Annotated in this window: 14 protein-coding genes; 5 read left to right on the plus strand and 9 right to left on the minus strand. The window is 40.8% G+C overall.

The annotated features are described in order from the left end of the window. A partial coding sequence (locus EKM81_RS04945) for an IS30 family transposase (protein ID WP_125649248.1) occupies window positions 1-372 on the plus strand: 372 nt, incomplete at its 5' end. A gap of 267 nt (window positions 373-639) precedes the next feature. On the opposite strand, the gene EKM81_RS04950 is transcribed toward EKM81_RS04945, so the two are convergent. Beyond that, window positions 640-1,359, minus strand: a complete 720-nt coding sequence (locus EKM81_RS04950) for an Rgg family transcriptional regulator (RefSeq protein ID WP_164509211.1) — start codon at window positions 1,357-1,359, stop codon at window positions 640-642. Between the two features lie 246 nt (window positions 1,360-1,605). After that, window positions 1,606-2,445 (minus strand): helix-turn-helix domain-containing protein, encoded by an 840-nt coding sequence (locus tag EKM81_RS04955; protein WP_125649253.1) that lies wholly within the window; start codon window positions 2,443-2,445, stop codon window positions 1,606-1,608. Between the two features lie 108 nt (window positions 2,446-2,553). On the opposite strand from EKM81_RS04955, the gene EKM81_RS04960 reads away from it, so the two are divergent. Beyond that, a complete protein-coding gene (locus tag EKM81_RS04960) occupies window positions 2,554-4,254 on the plus strand; it encodes an ATP-binding cassette domain-containing protein (protein ID WP_125649256.1) in 1,701 nt (566 codons plus the stop codon). Window positions 4,255-4,581: 327 nt separating this feature from the next. Here the strand turns inward: EKM81_RS04960 and EKM81_RS04965 are convergent, their stop codons facing one another. The 3 genes from EKM81_RS04965 to EKM81_RS04975 form a co-directional block, all read right to left on the minus strand. Beyond that, the gene (locus tag EKM81_RS04965) at window positions 4,582-6,000 is read right to left on the minus strand and encodes an aldehyde dehydrogenase family protein (RefSeq protein ID WP_125649259.1); all 1,419 of its coding nucleotides are present in this window, start codon (window positions 5,998-6,000) and stop codon (window positions 4,582-4,584) included. Window positions 6,001-6,944: 944 nt separating this feature from the next. Beyond that, entirely contained in the window at window positions 6,945-8,450 is a 1,506-nt protein-coding gene (gene abc-f / locus EKM81_RS04970) for a ribosomal protection-like ABC-F family protein (protein ID WP_125649262.1), read from the minus strand. A gap of 684 nt (window positions 8,451-9,134) precedes the next feature. Then, window positions 9,135-9,776: an SDR family oxidoreductase gene (locus EKM81_RS04975; RefSeq protein ID WP_125649265.1), complete on the minus strand. Its 642-nt coding sequence runs from the start codon at window positions 9,774-9,776 to the stop codon at window positions 9,135-9,137. A 287-nt stretch (window positions 9,777-10,063) separates the two neighbouring features. On the opposite strand from EKM81_RS04975, the gene EKM81_RS04980 reads away from it, so the two are divergent. Both EKM81_RS04980 and EKM81_RS04985 read left to right on the plus strand, forming a co-directional pair. After that, window positions 10,064-10,432 (plus strand): hypothetical protein, encoded by a 369-nt coding sequence (locus EKM81_RS04980; RefSeq protein WP_125649268.1) that lies wholly within the window; start codon window positions 10,064-10,066, stop codon window positions 10,430-10,432. 245 nt (window positions 10,433-10,677) lie between these two features. Further along, a complete protein-coding gene (locus EKM81_RS04985; protein ID WP_125649271.1) occupies window positions 10,678-11,076 on the plus strand; it encodes an iron-sulfur cluster biosynthesis family protein in 399 nt (132 codons plus the stop codon). A 358-nt stretch (window positions 11,077-11,434) separates the two neighbouring features. Here EKM81_RS04985 and EKM81_RS04990 read toward each other — a convergent pair whose 3' ends face one another. Continuing rightward, entirely contained in the window at window positions 11,435-11,767 is a 333-nt protein-coding gene (locus EKM81_RS04990; RefSeq protein ID WP_125649274.1) for a hypothetical protein, read from the minus strand. A gap of 222 nt (window positions 11,768-11,989) precedes the next feature. On the opposite strand from EKM81_RS04990, the gene EKM81_RS04995 reads away from it, so the two are divergent. After that, the gene (locus EKM81_RS04995) at window positions 11,990-12,370 is read left to right on the plus strand and encodes a YxeA family protein (protein ID WP_125649277.1); all 381 of its coding nucleotides are present in this window, start codon (window positions 11,990-11,992) and stop codon (window positions 12,368-12,370) included. 167 nt (window positions 12,371-12,537) lie between these two features. Here EKM81_RS04995 and EKM81_RS05000 read toward each other — a convergent pair whose 3' ends face one another. The 3 genes from EKM81_RS05000 to EKM81_RS05010 all read right to left on the minus strand — a co-directional run bounded on the left by EKM81_RS05000 (window position 12,538) and on the right by EKM81_RS05010 (window position 15,675). Further along, complete coding sequence (locus EKM81_RS05000; protein WP_125649280.1) at window positions 12,538-13,725, minus strand: VanZ family protein; 1,188 nt, start codon at window positions 13,723-13,725, stop codon at window positions 12,538-12,540. A gap of 140 nt (window positions 13,726-13,865) precedes the next feature. Further along, window positions 13,866-14,483, minus strand: coding sequence for a sugar O-acetyltransferase (locus tag EKM81_RS05005; protein ID WP_125649283.1), 618 nt, complete (start codon window positions 14,481-14,483; stop codon window positions 13,866-13,868). Between the two features lie 22 nt (window positions 14,484-14,505). Continuing rightward, window positions 14,506-15,675, minus strand: coding sequence for an MFS transporter (locus tag EKM81_RS05010; protein ID WP_125649286.1), 1,170 nt, complete (start codon window positions 15,673-15,675; stop codon window positions 14,506-14,508). Between the last annotated feature and the right edge of the window lie 37 nt (window positions 15,676-15,712).

A 15,712-nucleotide genomic window follows, 5' to 3' on the forward strand; every position in this document is an offset into this window, starting at 1 on the left:
GTTAGTCGTTATGAAATCATCGTTAAGATTACGGACTATCACGCCGACACTTGTCGACAAGCCCTGCAAGATGTTATCGATGACTATGGTCCAGAATACTTTAAGACAGTTACTTTTGACAACGGTTCAGAGTTTGCGGATTTATCAAAGGTAGCCGGCACGACAGTCTACTTTGCCCATCCATATTCACCATGGGAACGTGGTACTAATGAGAACCAGAACCAACTGATCCGCGAGTTCATTCCTAAGGGACATTCAATGAGAGCCTTGACCTTAACAGGGATTCAAGCAATCCAAAACGCTCTGAACCAAAGACCACGAAAGGTTCTCAACTATCAATCGGCAATGGCAGTTCTGCCAGACTTCGATTAACTAGACCAATAACTAAGAATAGGTCGAAAGTGTTGCACTTGATTTGACAATTCGGGGTTTATTGAAACTGATTTTTGGTTTGATTTTTGTTAAAGTGAGTCCGATTAATTTTTAAAATGGTTGTCGAGTGGGCAGCGTCAAGAAATTGATGCTGTTTTTTGTTGCCAAGATTATTCTGTGGTGGGTAAATTAAAAACCCCTGACAATTCGTAAGAAGAGTCAGGGGTTTTTCAAGTCAGTAAGATTTTTAGCACGCTTAATAGCGTACTAGCCAATTCCTTGGTCTTTAAATTCCTGATTAATAATTTTTGATAGGCCCTGCGAATCAATGAGTTTAATTAACTTAAGTAGTTCTTCAGGTTCAGGAACTTCGTAGGAAAACCGGTTTCGATCATGATTAACGAGAATGACCTTTGCAGCCAATAAATAGCCTTTTTCAAAAACGTAATTGTTGGGGATGATTGGCGCAATTATTTGAATCAAGATGTCGGCACGTCGATAATTCTCGCTGTGAAAAAAGTCAAAGATTGTGTTAATCACGATGCGAATGGGATCACGCGTGTTGATGCCGTGTAGCACTTGCATTTCGATTAGTTTAATGATTTCTTTCAGCAGTTGAACGCGCAGCTCGGGGTCAAGTAAATAGGCAGTATTACCAAAAATCGTTAAATCATAATGACTCCAATATTCGCATTGCCAAAAGTAAGTGACTAGAAATTTAATCTCGGCGGTGCTTGGTTCTGGCAGGTTTAATTCGTGGGCACCAATGCTTTTGAACATAATCTGATTTAACCGATACTGAATATTATTGTCATTTGCATGCTCTGATTGGTAATCATTCAATTCTTGAATAAATTGATTTTTCTGATTTGAATTAATTAATTCTTGCAGATGAATCAATCTGGTTTGATATTGGGCATTAGGCAAATTCACCAATGAGCTAAGTTCGGTCAGTGAAAAGTTTAACCGCGCTAGTAGTTTAAGCAAACTTTGAAAGCTAATGGTATATTCACCTCGTTCAAAGGCTGCTAAGACAAGATTCCGGCAGCGGCCTCTTTGAGCGACAACTGACGATTTTTGCGAATTTTTCTAATGGTTGGACCTAATTCAGCCAATTAAGCACCCGCTTTCCGGAGAATGAATTTTTAGAGTTGCAGTATTCTGCAATTTGTCTATTTAATGAAACTTATCAGCTACAATCAATAGCGAAGGCAGTGACTGGGAAATCGTTAATTACTTGAAGATATTTGTGAACATTGAATTTAGTGATTTGGCGAGTTCCTTATATCCTAAGTAGTTTAATATTTTTAATTCTTCATCAATCATTAAAACTTGAAAATTGTTTTCTGCGTCGACGACTTTCTTAAAAATCAAGTAAATAATCCGATCACTGGCATAGTCCGGATTTTGGGTTAACAAGTTGTATTCCGTCAGCAATTTAGCAAGTACAACAAAATCATGTCTTCTGATTAAAGTTATTCCTGCGTTGTTAAAGAAAGATAATAGCCCATCTTGATAGTGAGGATTTTTTGTATAAGCGTACATTTTTGAGATGTTCATTTTGTAAGTATTCAAAATATAATCTGTTGGAAAAAGCGACATAGCATTGATAAACAGCGATAGTTCAAACCGACCCCAGGTATCAATACTGTTGAGATAATTGGTGAGGTGTTTCGTTGCGCTTGAATCAGATAATTTTGGTAAAGCGCCCACCTGATTAACGTCGAAAATGGTAGCTAATAGCTGATAATATTCATCGTTGGTTGAAGCAGCCAGTTCAGCTAATTGGGCTAAATACCTTTCATGGGCGGCGCGATCATGAAGACAGCGAATACCTTGTTGATATATTTTCTGTTTAAAGGGTAATTCACCATCTTGCAGTAAAAACTCAAACTCTTCAAGATTAATATTCATTTTATCGAGAATCAGGAAAAGGTTTTTGGCTGAAATATTTGTCCCCCGTTGCTCAAATTTTGTCAGGGCCTCACGAGAACAAATCCCTTGAGCCAAAGATTTTTGAGACAAATTGCGATTTTGACGTAATTCCCGAACTAAATCATTGATTTCCCGCACTGAACATCACCCTTAAAGTTTTATTGGGTACATATTATCACCAAACAGAATTATTATCCATTGAGCATTATATAATAAATTTACTTTACTAAACGAGGATTGATCAAAGTGACCACACAACCAGAGCTACCGACGATTGGTATCAGCGATTTATTTAACCGGGTTCATAAAACTAAATTTATATACTTAGCGATTGTGACGGTGATCAATTCGTTTATTTCGTTGACTTTTGCTTTAATTACGACTTGGGCCAGCCAGATGGGGAAGACAAGCACAGTGGGTGATGTCCTGCTTTTTTGTGCGAAGGGGTTGGTACTTTATCTGGTTGTCTATCTGGGTTTATATCTAACTGAAGTTGTGACCAATAGTATTTTAAAAGAAGCCTGTGTTTCTTTAGAGTTGGATTGCATGCAACATTATCTCAATTCAACCACAATGACTGAAGATGAAATTGTCTCGCTAGTTTCCCAGGATGTGCGGATGATTCGAGAAAGCTTTTATGGCCCCATCTTAACGTTACCGACCTATATATTACGTGCGGTCATTCCAATCGGGTATCTATTAATGCAAAATTTTTGGGTGGGACTTTGTTTTACTGTTGGTGCCCTGTTGATGATGATTCCCCAACATTTCATGGCGCACCAAATTGCAGCATTAGGCAATGGCTTTTCCAATCAGCGTGAAGTTTCACTGGCCGCAGCGATTGATGTTGCTAAGGGTCGCAGTACAATTAATAATAACCAAGCACAGCCATTTTTTATGTCATTTTTGACCAAGAAGTTTGTGGCCACTGAAAGTTCAGAACAGTTGTTACACAATCGGCAAGCTTTAATGTTTTCATTATCAGGCCCCTTGAAAGGAATTGCTGATGTGGTGCCTTTTGCGATTGGGATTTATTTAATGCACTTAAATCCAGCACTGACAATTATTTTATTAGTCGCAATGTTGGGCACAGCTGATACCTTGAAGGGTCAATTTCAACAGCTTATTTATTTGACAGGCGATTTACTGGAAACGAAAGAAGTTCGCCGCAAGTTTGGCCGTGTTTTGACGCCAAAGATTGATTTGGGCCGAACAGTCTCGGAACCAACGACGCAGTTTGATCAGTTAGTTGTCACTAATGTGAGTCAGCAATTCGACAACCAGCAGCTATTCACGGCGGTTAATTTTCAAATTAAGGCGAATGATAAAGTTCTGCTGACTGGCGAAAGTGGTACTGGCAAAAGTACGCTGTTGGCTTTATTGATGCAGAACCGAATCCCGGATTCTGGCAAGATTTATTTGTTGCAAGGCGACCAGAAAATAGCCGACTTTCATGATGCGATTGCGTTGATTTCGCAACGGCCGCATATCTTTAATTTGACCGTCCGCGATAATGTTTTATTAGGTAAAATTTATTCTGATTCTGAAGTACTAAGTATGCTTAAAAAAGTTAAACTTGATACCCAGTTGGGACCTGATCCCTTGAATTTTGAAATCACTGGCAATGGCGCCAATATTAGTGGCGGTCAACAAATCAAGCTAGAAATAGCCCGGGCCTTAATTGCTCGCAAGCAGATTATTCTAGCGGATGAAATCACGGCTAATTTAGACCGGCCAACTGCGAAAATGATTCGTGATTTATTACTAAGGTTACCAGTGACTGTTGTTGAGGTCGCTCATCATTATTCGGATTTAAGCTACTATAATTTGATTTTGCATCTTGAAAATCATTCGGTAATTAGTCAGAAAAATCACTACAATTCAGCAATGATTAAAGAAGACGGGTTCAATGACGATTATTATCGAGAAAAAAGTCGTGCAAAATAACAAATATCGGAATAATGTTTGCCAATCATAACTTGGGGACAAGCTAGCAACTTTGCATGGTTGTTTCCAGCACTAAACATGCCCGGCCAATGCTGGTTGATAACTGGATATAAAAAACGTCAACTTATAAAAGGCGAATATCGACACACGACAAATTTACGAATTGCTTGTGTGTCAATATTCGCCTTTCTGAGTTTAACGCTTTTAATTATCAGTACAATTCAGCCTAAGTTGATTTATTCGACGGCCCCAATTCTTGATTAGCAAAAAAGTACTACCGAGATAATGTCATCTATATCTCGATAGTACTTTTTAATTAAAGATGCTTTATTTAATCAACTCACGCATTTCTTCAATTAATTCATGGGGCCGCCGGGTAGCGCGGGCAACGGTCTTGATGTTCAATAAATCCAGATCGGTTAAATTATGGGAAATTGAATTTTTGCCATAAGAACCTGTACCTAAGGTTAATGATGGTGTCAATTTGTTGAATAAACCGCCAATCCCACCAAGGGAACCTGGGGTGTTCACTAGAATCCGGCAGGCAGGCATCGTTTCACCGAAATGCTCAATGACTTGATCATCCGTTGAATGAATAACCGCCGTATGACCAAGACCACCGTAGTTCAACAAGCCTAAGCAAATGCTGAAGGCAGCTTGCTGATTATTGGCGACGTACATCGACAAGACTGGTGATAATTTCTCACCAGAAAGTGGGAAGTTAACGCCGATGCCATTAATTTCAGCAATCAATAATTTGGTGTTAGCAGGCACTCTAATGTCGGCAATTTCAGCAATTTTCAAAGCGGATTGACCAGCAATTGGGCCGCGAACAGTGTGACGGTTAGGGTCGATCACAGTATTGGTCAACTTCTCAACATCGGCTGGTTTGACGAAGTAGGCGCCTTGCTTTTCGAACTCAGCTTTCACATCATCGAGAATGTCACGGTCGACGACGATGCTATTCTCAGAAGCACAAATCATGCCGTTATCGAAAGTCTTCGACATCATAATATCGGCAACCGTATTTTCAACATTGGCTGTTTTTTCAATATAAGCTGGTGCATTACCGGGGCCGACACCCATGGCAGGTTTACCAGTTGAATAGGCAGCTTTGACCATGCTCGGACCACCAGTGGCTAAAACTAAATTAACCTGCGGATGATTCATCAAAGTCGAGGTGGCCTCAATACTTGGCTGTTTGACCCATTGAATCAAATTCTTTGGTGCGCCAGCTTTGACGGCGGCATCAGCCAGCAACCGACAAGTGGCACTGCCACATTCCTGCGCTTGGGGATGCAAGCCGAAAATAATTGCGTTCCGCGTTTTTAAAGCTAATAGTGTTTTGAAAACCACGGTTGAAGTGGGATTAGTTACTGGGGTGATACCAGCGATAATGCCTAGAGGTTCTGCAATTTTCTCAAGACCGTTTTGTGGTTCGTGGTCAATCACACCGACAGTTTGATCGTTTTTAATTTTATTCCAAATATATTGACTAGCATAAATGTTTTTGATGGTTTTATCTTCGGCGTTGCCACGACCAGTTTCCTTGTAGGCCAACACCGCCAATTCCTTGGCATGAGTTGTCGCAGTTCGCACTAAAGCCGCACAAATATTGTCGACTTGTTCCTGACTGTAGTTTTGATAAGCCTTAAAAGCAACGACTGCGTTACTAACTAAATCATTAATTGATGAGGCAATTTCTTCATTCTTTTTTTCTTCTTCTGTTATAGCAGCTGTTACCATAAATAAGCATCTCTTTTTCATTATTATGGAACTCTTTACAATTTCATCTTAGTTCTAATGAAAACGGATGTAAAGAAACAAAAATGCTAATAAATGCTGCTATTACAGTAATGATGCTGAAATTCATCCGGGCTTGTTCAGTCGCTAAAAGATAGATAACATCAATAATTAATCACTATTTCTGAAAAGAAATCACAATTAATGAATTCGATTACAAAAAATATTTAGTAGTACAGGTAATGGAACAGTACCAGACCTTCCCAGGTTAGGAAGATAGTTGCTGGGCGATTCAATCCAAATTGGGTTTAAGCGGAATGGCGGACAACTCCGTTGCGGCCGGCGGAGTGTGGAACGTGGCGGGCGTTGATTGAAGCTTTTTCTACAAAAAATCTTCAATACAAGCCTTATCCTAAGCGCTAAAGCGCTAAGGATAATTTCGCGACTGACACTCCGGCGGCCTCCACTACGTTTTGAGTTAGTTTAGCTCACTTTAGATTTGGTTGATATCAAAGCAATACTAGTAAGGATAATTGTCAATCGCCCAGCAACCACCTGGATAAATTAACAGAATTGCGCACACTCTTAAAAAAGTTGATTGGCGTAAATTAAGAAGCCTGCCTGACAAGCTTTCTAAAATTGAACCAGAAGCCGCCAGACAGCCTTTTTCAATACTACTATTTAGTTGTGACAGTAATTTGAATCGAGTTGAGCAGTCCCACTACAATTGTCTTAACCTATAGCAAAGATGAAGTGTACCACCTCAACTCCAGACGAAATGAAGGGCGTGGTTGTCAGCCGCCAAATTCTTCTTAGCAATTTATTGCTTAGAAGAAGGCTCGTATTTGAAACAATTGTGGTTTTCAATTGGTTCAAATCGATGCCGGCAGCGTTCCACAACCAGCAATAGCAATGGAGTCAGAACTAGTTCTGTTTTAACTGCATTGCTATTGCTTTTCAGCGTGTAGCGTAACTGTTTGCTGGGCAACGGCTTGAATGAAATCTTGATCGTGCTCAATCAAAATCATCGTTGGCCTTTGCTCTTTTAGTAAAGTCACCAACTGGTCTTGATTATACAAGTCTAGATAGTTCAGGGGCTCATCCCACAAATATAATTCGGCGGGAGTAGCCAACGATTTAGCAAGTTCGACTTTCTTGCGTTGACCCATACTCATGGATTCGATTTTACTGCGAAAGACTTCGCGGGGCATGCCTAATTTGTGGAGGTTATTCAGAAATAGTTCTAAATCTAATTGATTTTCTTCAGCAAAGTCAGTTAAGGACCCATGATTATCTTCGTAGTTTTGACGGAGGTAGCTGATTTGGCTATTTCGGGGTAATTCGAGCTCACCTACAGTCTCACCAGTAAACTGACCAAGCAACGCTTTGATCAACGAAGTTTTACCAGTCCCATTAGCGCCTACCAAGGCTAAGCATTCATCCTGGTTTAGCTGCCAAGTCAGTGGGGCAAATAATGGTTGGTCTTGATAACTTAGTTGGAAGTTCTTGGCCGTAATCAATTGCTTATGAAAAGTGGGCTGAAAATTAATGCCTAAAGGATCAACGGTTTCAATGTTTTTCAACAGGTCTTGCTTACTAGAAATTTCATTTTCCATTCGGCGATTTAAATTTTTAGCTTTTTGCATCACTCGTGCTGCACGGGCACCAATCCGGCCTGTATCACCAATTGCACCGCTGCCTTTGATGCGGGGGTCACCATATTTGTCTTTTTCACGTGAGAATGACCAAGTTGCTTTCTCACGAGCAGTCGTTTGTAAACGCGAAATATCTTTTTTCAGTTTGGTGTTTTGCTGTTGTTCATAGTTGTCTTGACGGTTCTTCTGCTGTTGATAGCTGGCATAGTTGCCTTGCTGTAACTCCAACTGATTCTTTTCAATTGCAAGAATATGGTCAGTTGTTTGATCAATAAAATGCCGGTCATGACTAACCACGATAAAGCCTTGTTGCTTAGCTTGTAAATATTCGGCGACTTGTTGACGACCAGTCATGTCCAAATGATTGGTGGGTTCGTCTAACAACGGGTAATGATCCTCATCACTGAATAAGAGCGCTAATAACACCTTCGTCTGCTCGCCACCTGATAATTCTTGGAAGGGCCGCCACAAAATATCGTCACTTAATTTCAATAGATTCATTTCTCGTTGAACCTGCCAGAGTTCGTTGGGACTTAAGGCGTCAATTACATCATAAGTTGTGGCGCTTGGATCAGGCACTGTCTGTGGAAAATAAACAAACGCTAATTGTTGATTGATTTCACCAGTGTAGGGCAATTGTCCCTGCAGTAATTTAAGCAACGTGGTTTTACCGCGGCCGTTGCGGCCAATTAAACCTAATTTCCACGTGGATTCTAGATTGAGATTGGCATGGTCAAATAAGGGTTGCTCCTGTTGATCGTAGCCAAAGGTTAGATTCTTAATTTCTATTTTCGACATAAATTTATCACCTCATAAAGATCGGTGCGTCTTTAGGAAAAAACTCAAAATTGGCCACAAAAAAGAGACCGCCCCATTGAGTCAGTAACCATTCCAAAAACGCACAGCGAAAGCCCAGTTATCCTGGGTTTAAAAAATTCGACTGTAGGTTGTGGAATAAGTTAGATTCTCAACAGAAAGATCCCTCACTTTTTTAATTTCGTTGATGTGATTCTAGCATAAAAAAATTATGGATGCAAGCTACTCAATTGATTGACAGTTGGAACCAGATTGAATTAAGAATGTAAACTTGAGTGAAGGTTTTGAAACAGAGCTGGTCTTGACTGCATTGCGGGCTTGCGGGTTGTGGAACGCGGCCGGCATTGATTTGAGCTTATTGCTACGCAACAATCTCAAATACGAGCCTTTGTCTAACCGCTAAAGCGGCAAGACAAATTTGGCGGCTGACAACCACACCCTCCCTTCCGTCTGGAGTTGAGGTGGAGCACTTCAATTTTGTTAGTACTTAAGTCAATTTCAGTGGATAATTATCTTAATTCGAATTGTTGTCACAATTGAACAGTAGTACCCAAAAAGGCCTGTTTGATAATTTCCTGGTTTTATCCAGAAAGCTTGTCAAACAGGCTTATTAGCTTACTTCAATCTGCTTCTCTAATTAATGTTGCCAATTGCTTCTTTTAAAATCTAATACCAAGCCGGTTTGTCGCCATCAGTATTAGGCTTATTAATACCCACTGAATGCCGAATTTGTTCTTGTGGATGGTCGATTAGATGCTGCACATAAGCTGCAACACTTTGACGAGAAACTTCAGTACCCTTGAATGCTTCGCCTTTTTGCGTTAATTCGTAATCAGTTTCGGCCTTATTATCAAGCCAAGCTGGCCGAATGATGGTGTAATCAAGGTCAGAATCCTCAATAAATTTGGCGGCAGCGGCATAAGTTGGCAAATAGCCGTCATCGAGCATTTGATGATTCCATTTACCGAAAGCACCAGGGACCTCATCGTAAATACCTAAAGTAGAGATCCAAATCAGGCGCTTAACACCAGCCTGATCCATAGCAGCGACAACCTGCTTGGCCTGTGCTTCGATATTACCGCCGGCCAAATTGGCATAAACGATATCTTGACCAGCAATTGCTTTAGTTAAATCACTAGCATTAGCGGCGTCGCCATCAATAATTGTCGCATTGCCAGTTTCAATGTTGGCTAAACGTGATGCTTGGCGAAGAAACAGGGTTAATTGGACTTGATCATCAGCCAATAAATCTTTCAAAGCTAAGCGGGCGATTTGGCCATGAGCCCCGATAATAGTTACTTTTACCACGAAAATTCCTCCTTAAGTAGATAAACGGTGTGAAGCGACCTGTAGTTACCCAAGGATTGATCACTCCGAACACATCTCTGTAAAAATCTTTTAAAATTGCCTAAAGTTTTGACGTTTGCTGGTAGTTTTAATAGCCAAACAAGCCTTAATCACTTTACATCACTAATATAAAGTAAGTGTAAAGGCGAAGCAAGTAAACATTACTGTGATTTTAATAACAATCAGGATAGTATGCCTGCGATTACAGCTGCGCTATGATAAAGCCGAGATAAAAGGGGGGACTTCTAATGGAAATTGGGACTTTAGCAGAGTGGGTTGCCGGTATTTCGGAATTGCTGGCAGTCATTGTGGCATTATTCTTGCCAATGTATAATGCTCACCGACAGAACAGAAAGCAGGAAGAGCAAGTTTTAAAGGTTAGCTTTCGGATTGGTAAGCGGGTTATTCAAGATAAGGCTGATCATCCTGAGACGGCGATGGATAAATTAGAAAGTTATCAGGATTTGCGTAAGTTTAGTACGGTAGTTAGTTTGGTGACTGATAGTACAGCAGTGATTATTTTCCTGCATGATCTGGATGAAATCCTGGTAGAAGTTGATCACGGCCAATTAACAGCCGCTAAAGCAAGCCAACAAATTGATTCTTGGCATGTTTAATCGCGGGGTTCTTTCCAAGAAGAAGCACTGTTGCTGGCATTGATAAACAGAACAGGTTTTGACTGGACTTTTTTATTTTTTGAAAGGAGGACGTGGTCGCTGAGAATTACAGTTGACCAGCATATGAATGCGTTAGGTGCAAGCATTTGTTTTGCATTTCAATCGAAAAATCGCTATGATAGTAGTTGTAAAAGTTGTGCACAATTTAAATTATTGGACTTTCGAAATTCAAATGAGGTGATCTGATGGAATTAAAAATTAAAGCAGGCGCGCAAACATATCTTGATGCAAAAGTAAAAGCAGATGATTTGGTTTTACTGGCGCTAGACGATGGTTCCAATAAGTTCTCAAATATGGGCGGGTCTTGTACAATTGGGAGTAAATTCCAATTGGTAATTGTGGATCAAGCCGACCCTGATTTCCAAGTGCCAGTGACCAATAATTTAAACTGGCAGTTATTTACTGGTGAACCAGAACTAACTTATTTAGGCGCTGGCTTGAATTTAGATTATAAAAATGGCTTTATGACGCTCAGCGACAACAGCGGTATTCTTGATGGTGCAGTGACAATCTCTCACTACCAAGCACCAACAACTGCTGAATTGAAAGAACAAATGAAAACTGATGGCGTTCATAATTGTTAACAACTCCCTATAACTAGTGACCAACTATTCCCCCGATAGTTTGTTTTATACTGCTAAAAAAGATCAATGTCACAGTCGAAAATGAGTCTGAGACATAAGTCTATTCTCCAAAAAAATAATATGAACTTTCGTTGCTGACACGTGTTCTCAAATGGCAACCGGTTCTGCTTAACGCCAATGCCGAGCAATTCTATCGTAGAATTGTTCGGCATTTTACGTTAATAATCACCGGCTGATCACCTTTTGTCACACGCTGTTTTAGTGATAGCTGCTTCACTGCTGATTAATGGAAAGTAATCAAATTGCGGATTGCTAAAATTCGAAGATTTTCCATTAAAGCGTAATGATTCAGCAAAAGCTATTGTAAGGCTTGTAATTGCGGCATTAATTTAGCTTGTAATAGCTGGAGAATTTCAGTTTCGTGAAGATCAGTTGTGACGTGGCCCTGAAACAAGTCGTGCAATGTTGTTAGCCTTTGTTCATCGGCAGCGATTTGCCAGGCTGCTTTTAAGTCAAGTTGCTGGTTGGCAGTATTATAAACCAGCGTGTAACGTTTAACGCGGAAATTATAGGGATCATGAAATTCGCCCGGTTGTAAAAAGGTATTGATCAGAATCATAATCCGGTGAGCCAATTGTTGAAAATCCTGAGGCTGATTTTTTTGTTGTGAATGTTTGGTAGTTGCTAACATGTTTAGTCCTCCTAACTTTTATTTTAACCACCACTATTGTAACGCACTTGCTACTGAGTGGCGCATTTTTTACTAATCTATTTAAGTTGGTTCAACCAATCAGGGTATTGGCGAATAAAAAAGCCGTCGTTAGTCTGATTTTGAAATCAAACGTGGGACGGACGGCGAACAAGTTAATATTTTTTATAATGGACTTAACGATAAATAAGGGAGCGTTAAGTGATGAAACGATTCATTAAAGTGGTTTTGGGATTAATTTTAGTAGTTGGGGTCATGGCCGGCGGGTTGGCTTTGGCTACGCGGAACAGTTCGGGCGAACTGGCCGGTGTCGTTGACCGCTTCAATCCACTGGTGCCAGAAAAAGTAGTGTATATTAAAACAACCGATCCAGAAACTGTGAATGGCTATGGAACAGCTCATTACAAACAATTGGCGGCTGATGAAAAAGGGCAAGCACGAACAATTGAATTTGATGGCTTAAAGAAATTTCGGCGTAATTATTTCATGAAGCTGAAGTCTAAGGGCGCTTATGTCTCTAATTACAAAATTATGCCAAAAGAAGCGGTACCGCAAGCGGCGTTAGCAGTACTTGAAATGAATTAAAAATGGTATTCGCTGTTTAAGAATTGGTTGCTTTTTATTGGTAGCATAGCGGTTATTCCATTGTGGCGACAAGCTGTACACAGCACGACTGTAATTGAAATAAATATAAAAGCTTGTGTCATCATCACTTTACAAATTAAGAATGATGACACAAGCTATTTTTTTGCTTAATCAGCTGAGGACTCAGACTTTTCCGCGGCTGAAGTGGTTTCAGTTGTAGCTGGTTGGGTTAAACTAATTTGCATGGTTTTGGCCCAGTCGTCATAAAAGAAGCGACCTTGCCGGAAAAATAACCCCCAAACAAAATTAATACCGATGAAAACTGAAATCAGGCCACTGACGCCAAGTAGCAGCAAATTAGCTTGACTTTGGTGCATTTTACTGAAAATTTGGACGATCAAATAATTAGTTTCAACGAAGCTAGGAATGGCAATGCCATAAAGTAGTAGCTGTCGGAGTAACAGCCAACCGAATTTAACTGGCTGTTGATCAGCGGCGACAATTTCAATTTTGACGATTTTTTTGCCTAGCGTTTCACCATGCTTCCAAGCTGGCACAACTAAGAAAATCAAGAGGCAGCTCAGGCTATAAAGTAAAATATGATTTTTGCTAGCCCACTGCCAGCCCAGAAGTGCGAATAAACCAGCAAACAAGCCAGAAATCAGTGGCTGACAAATCACGAAATCAATTAACCACGCGACTAATCGTCTGGTGAAAGTGACGCGTCGTCCTTTGGCAATGCTTTTGGCGTCCATCTCTTCGCGCGAGGGGAAGGCCATAACCAGTAGCGGCGTTATAACGGCACCAATTAGTGCACCGGTGGTATTTAGGATGAGGTCGTCTACATCAAAAAGTCGATAAGGACGTGGGTAAATACCATACAGGCCAGAGAGCTGCGTTAATTCGAAAAATAAACTGAGACCAAATCCCCATAATATAATTTTAGGAAATGATTGTTTGAAATAATAACGTAGATATACGCCGAAGGGAATCGTCAGAACCACGTTAAAAACTGGTTGAATAAAACCGGGTTGGCGAATGGCCCTAGACCAAGTACCAGGGTCGCGTGGTTTAAAAACAGTCGTTAGCCAGAACTCGCGCCAGGCAGTGAATGGCACTAAGTTATAACGTTGCGTCGTCAGTTTTGCAACGTCGGCGATTTTCGGCAAGGGGAGGATGATCAAGAAATAGGCACAAAGTAAATAGAAAACAAAGGAGTAAATGGTGATGCCTCGCCAAGTGCTAAGTCCACCATAACGCCGATATTGCCAGATTAAAAAAGGCAGTGCAATGAGCAATGCTAAAAATGGAAAAGTCAAAATTGCTGTTTTAATTGGAAATAAATAAGTTGCCATAAGCGCCCTTCTTTGTCAGTGTTACTTACATTATGCCAGTGCGCTTGGGAGATTTAAATAAAAATGCTGGTCTTTTTCAATAATGCTTGCTCGAAATTTTAAATTTAGTCTGCGCTAAATATTTGTCTTAATCAGGTTAATTACAAATTATCCCAGTCGATTTTGCGGTTTTTGAAATAATACTCGCGATCGTGCTCATTGACCGGCCGTAGAATGTGACAAGGATTACCCACAGCCACAACATTATCAGGCAAATCCTTAGTGACAATACTCCCAGCGCCAATCACAACATTATTGCCAATTGTGATTCCGGGAAGCACGATCACACCAGCGCCGAACCAGCAATTGTTACCAATGTGGACGGGCATATTGTATTGATAGTCCTGCCGCCGTAATTCCGGCAAGATGGGATGCCCAGCAGTGGCAATTGTGACGTTAGGGCCAAACATCGTCCGTGAACCAACATAAATATGGGTATCATCAACTAGGGTTAAATTGAAATTTGCATAAACATGGTCGCCAAAGTGAACATGATAGCCACCAAAATTAGCATGAAATGGTGGTTCTAAATAACAATCGGGACCAATTTCGGCGAACATTTTAGCCAATAGTTTTTGTCGCTTAGTTGTTTCTGTGGGCCGACTTTGGTTATAGTCGTATAAAAGTTCTAAGCATTGTTGTTGCTGCTTAGCAATTTCCGGATCACTTGGTTGATAAAGTCCGCCATTGTGCATTTTTTCTTGATTTGTTTGAGTCATGATTAAATTCCCTTCTGGTTGCTTAATTGTTATTTTTTAAAATCGGCCCAGTGCTGATCACAATCAGTAATAAACAAGCACTAACCCAGCCGAGGGTATTTTCAGTTGGTTGGCCCCAACCAAACTGGCCTAATAGCTGCCAAAGTGGTGGTGCGAAGAAAGCACTAATAATTGTGGTGATGGTCAGCCAACTGCTCATTTGCTGAATTTGTTGTGGATCAAGGCCCGTTTGACTGTGAAAGACTAGATAAGGGCCCGTATAAGAATAAATGTAATTGAAACTTATTGCCATGATCAAGCCGCTGAAGGCATTGGGTGCCAGTAAAAGGCCAAGTACAGTGAGACCAGCACCAGCATACCCAACAGTTAACGTGCGGCGCTGCAAACGGCGATGAACGCGCCCAAACGTGAGACCGGCAACTAAACCACCTAGATTCATCAACGCTAAAGTTAAGTTAATAAATTTGGGATTACCCCAATGACGAGCTGCAAAATAATTAGGCAGTTTTAATTGTACGCCCCACAACAACAAATAGGTCAGGAAGGTCAAGCCTAACAACTGCCATTTTTCACGCGGTAAAGGTGTTGGTGTAATTGTTACAGACGATTTTTTGCTGGGAGTCGTAACTGCTGGTAACCAGTAAATGGCTAGTAAAGCATTGACAATCAGGATGAGATACAATAAGAAAATCCGTCGCCAGTTCTGGGCCACTAACCAACTGGCAGTCAAGAGAAATGCCGCATTGCCGAGCGCAGTCAAACCAGTTTGATAGCCGAGCAGCCGCGCCTGAAAATCACCATGGTAGAGCTGGGCAATCAAACTAATGGCATGTGGTGAGAATAGGCCAATGCCTAACCCTAAAATGATGCGACTTAGCATGATGCTCCCAAAGCCTTGCTGAAGAAAAGGCCAACTGCCGGCGAAAGCACTTAATAATAGACCACTGATAATCACCGCGCGATTGCCAAAACGGCGGGTCAGTTTAGGATTTAAAAGTAGCGTCAACAGCGCGCTAAGATTAGCAATCGTCACCAACCACTCAATCCAAATAGTAGGTACTTGCGGAAAAGCTTGCCGTAATTGGGGAATGATTCCGGTGATTAAACTAGCCACACCACTGACCAGCGACAGACTCAGAACAGTTGTTAAAATGAGGCTGGCCCTTTTAGTCGACTTGGTTGGCGGTAACATGATAAAAAAACCTCCTTAAATCAAAATTGATTTGATT

The sequence above is a fragment of the Lapidilactobacillus gannanensis genome (assembly GCF_003946675.1).
Taxonomy (GTDB): domain Bacteria; phylum Bacillota; class Bacilli; order Lactobacillales; family Lactobacillaceae; genus Lapidilactobacillus; species Lapidilactobacillus gannanensis.

Bases quoted from the DNA above. Each gene is read 5' to 3' on its own strand.
- EKM81_RS04965 (WP_125649259.1), bottom strand. From the start codon at position 6,000: ATGGTAACAGCTGCTATAACAGAAGAAGAAAAAAAGAATGAAGAAATT.
- abc-f (WP_125649262.1), bottom strand. From the start codon at position 8,450: ATGTCGAAAATAGAAATTAAGAATCTAACCTTTGGCTACGATCAACAG.
- EKM81_RS04980 (WP_125649268.1), top strand. From the start codon at position 10,064: ATGGAAATTGGGACTTTAGCAGAGTGGGTTGCCGGTATTTCGGAATTG.
- EKM81_RS04985 (WP_125649271.1), top strand. From the start codon at position 10,678: ATGGAATTAAAAATTAAAGCAGGCGCGCAAACATATCTTGATGCAAAA.
- EKM81_RS04990 (WP_125649274.1), bottom strand. From the start codon at position 11,767: ATGTTAGCAACTACCAAACATTCACAACAAAAAAATCAGCCTCAGGAT.
- EKM81_RS04995 (WP_125649277.1), top strand. From the start codon at position 11,990: ATGAAACGATTCATTAAAGTGGTTTTGGGATTAATTTTAGTAGTTGGG.
- EKM81_RS05000 (WP_125649280.1), bottom strand. From the start codon at position 13,725: ATGGCAACTTATTTATTTCCAATTAAAACAGCAATTTTGACTTTTCCA.
- EKM81_RS05005 (WP_125649283.1), bottom strand. From the start codon at position 14,483: ATGACTCAAACAAATCAAGAAAAAATGCACAATGGCGGACTTTATCAA.
- EKM81_RS05010 (WP_125649286.1), bottom strand. From the start codon at position 15,675: ATGTTACCGCCAACCAAGTCGACTAAAAGGGCCAGCCTCATTTTAACA.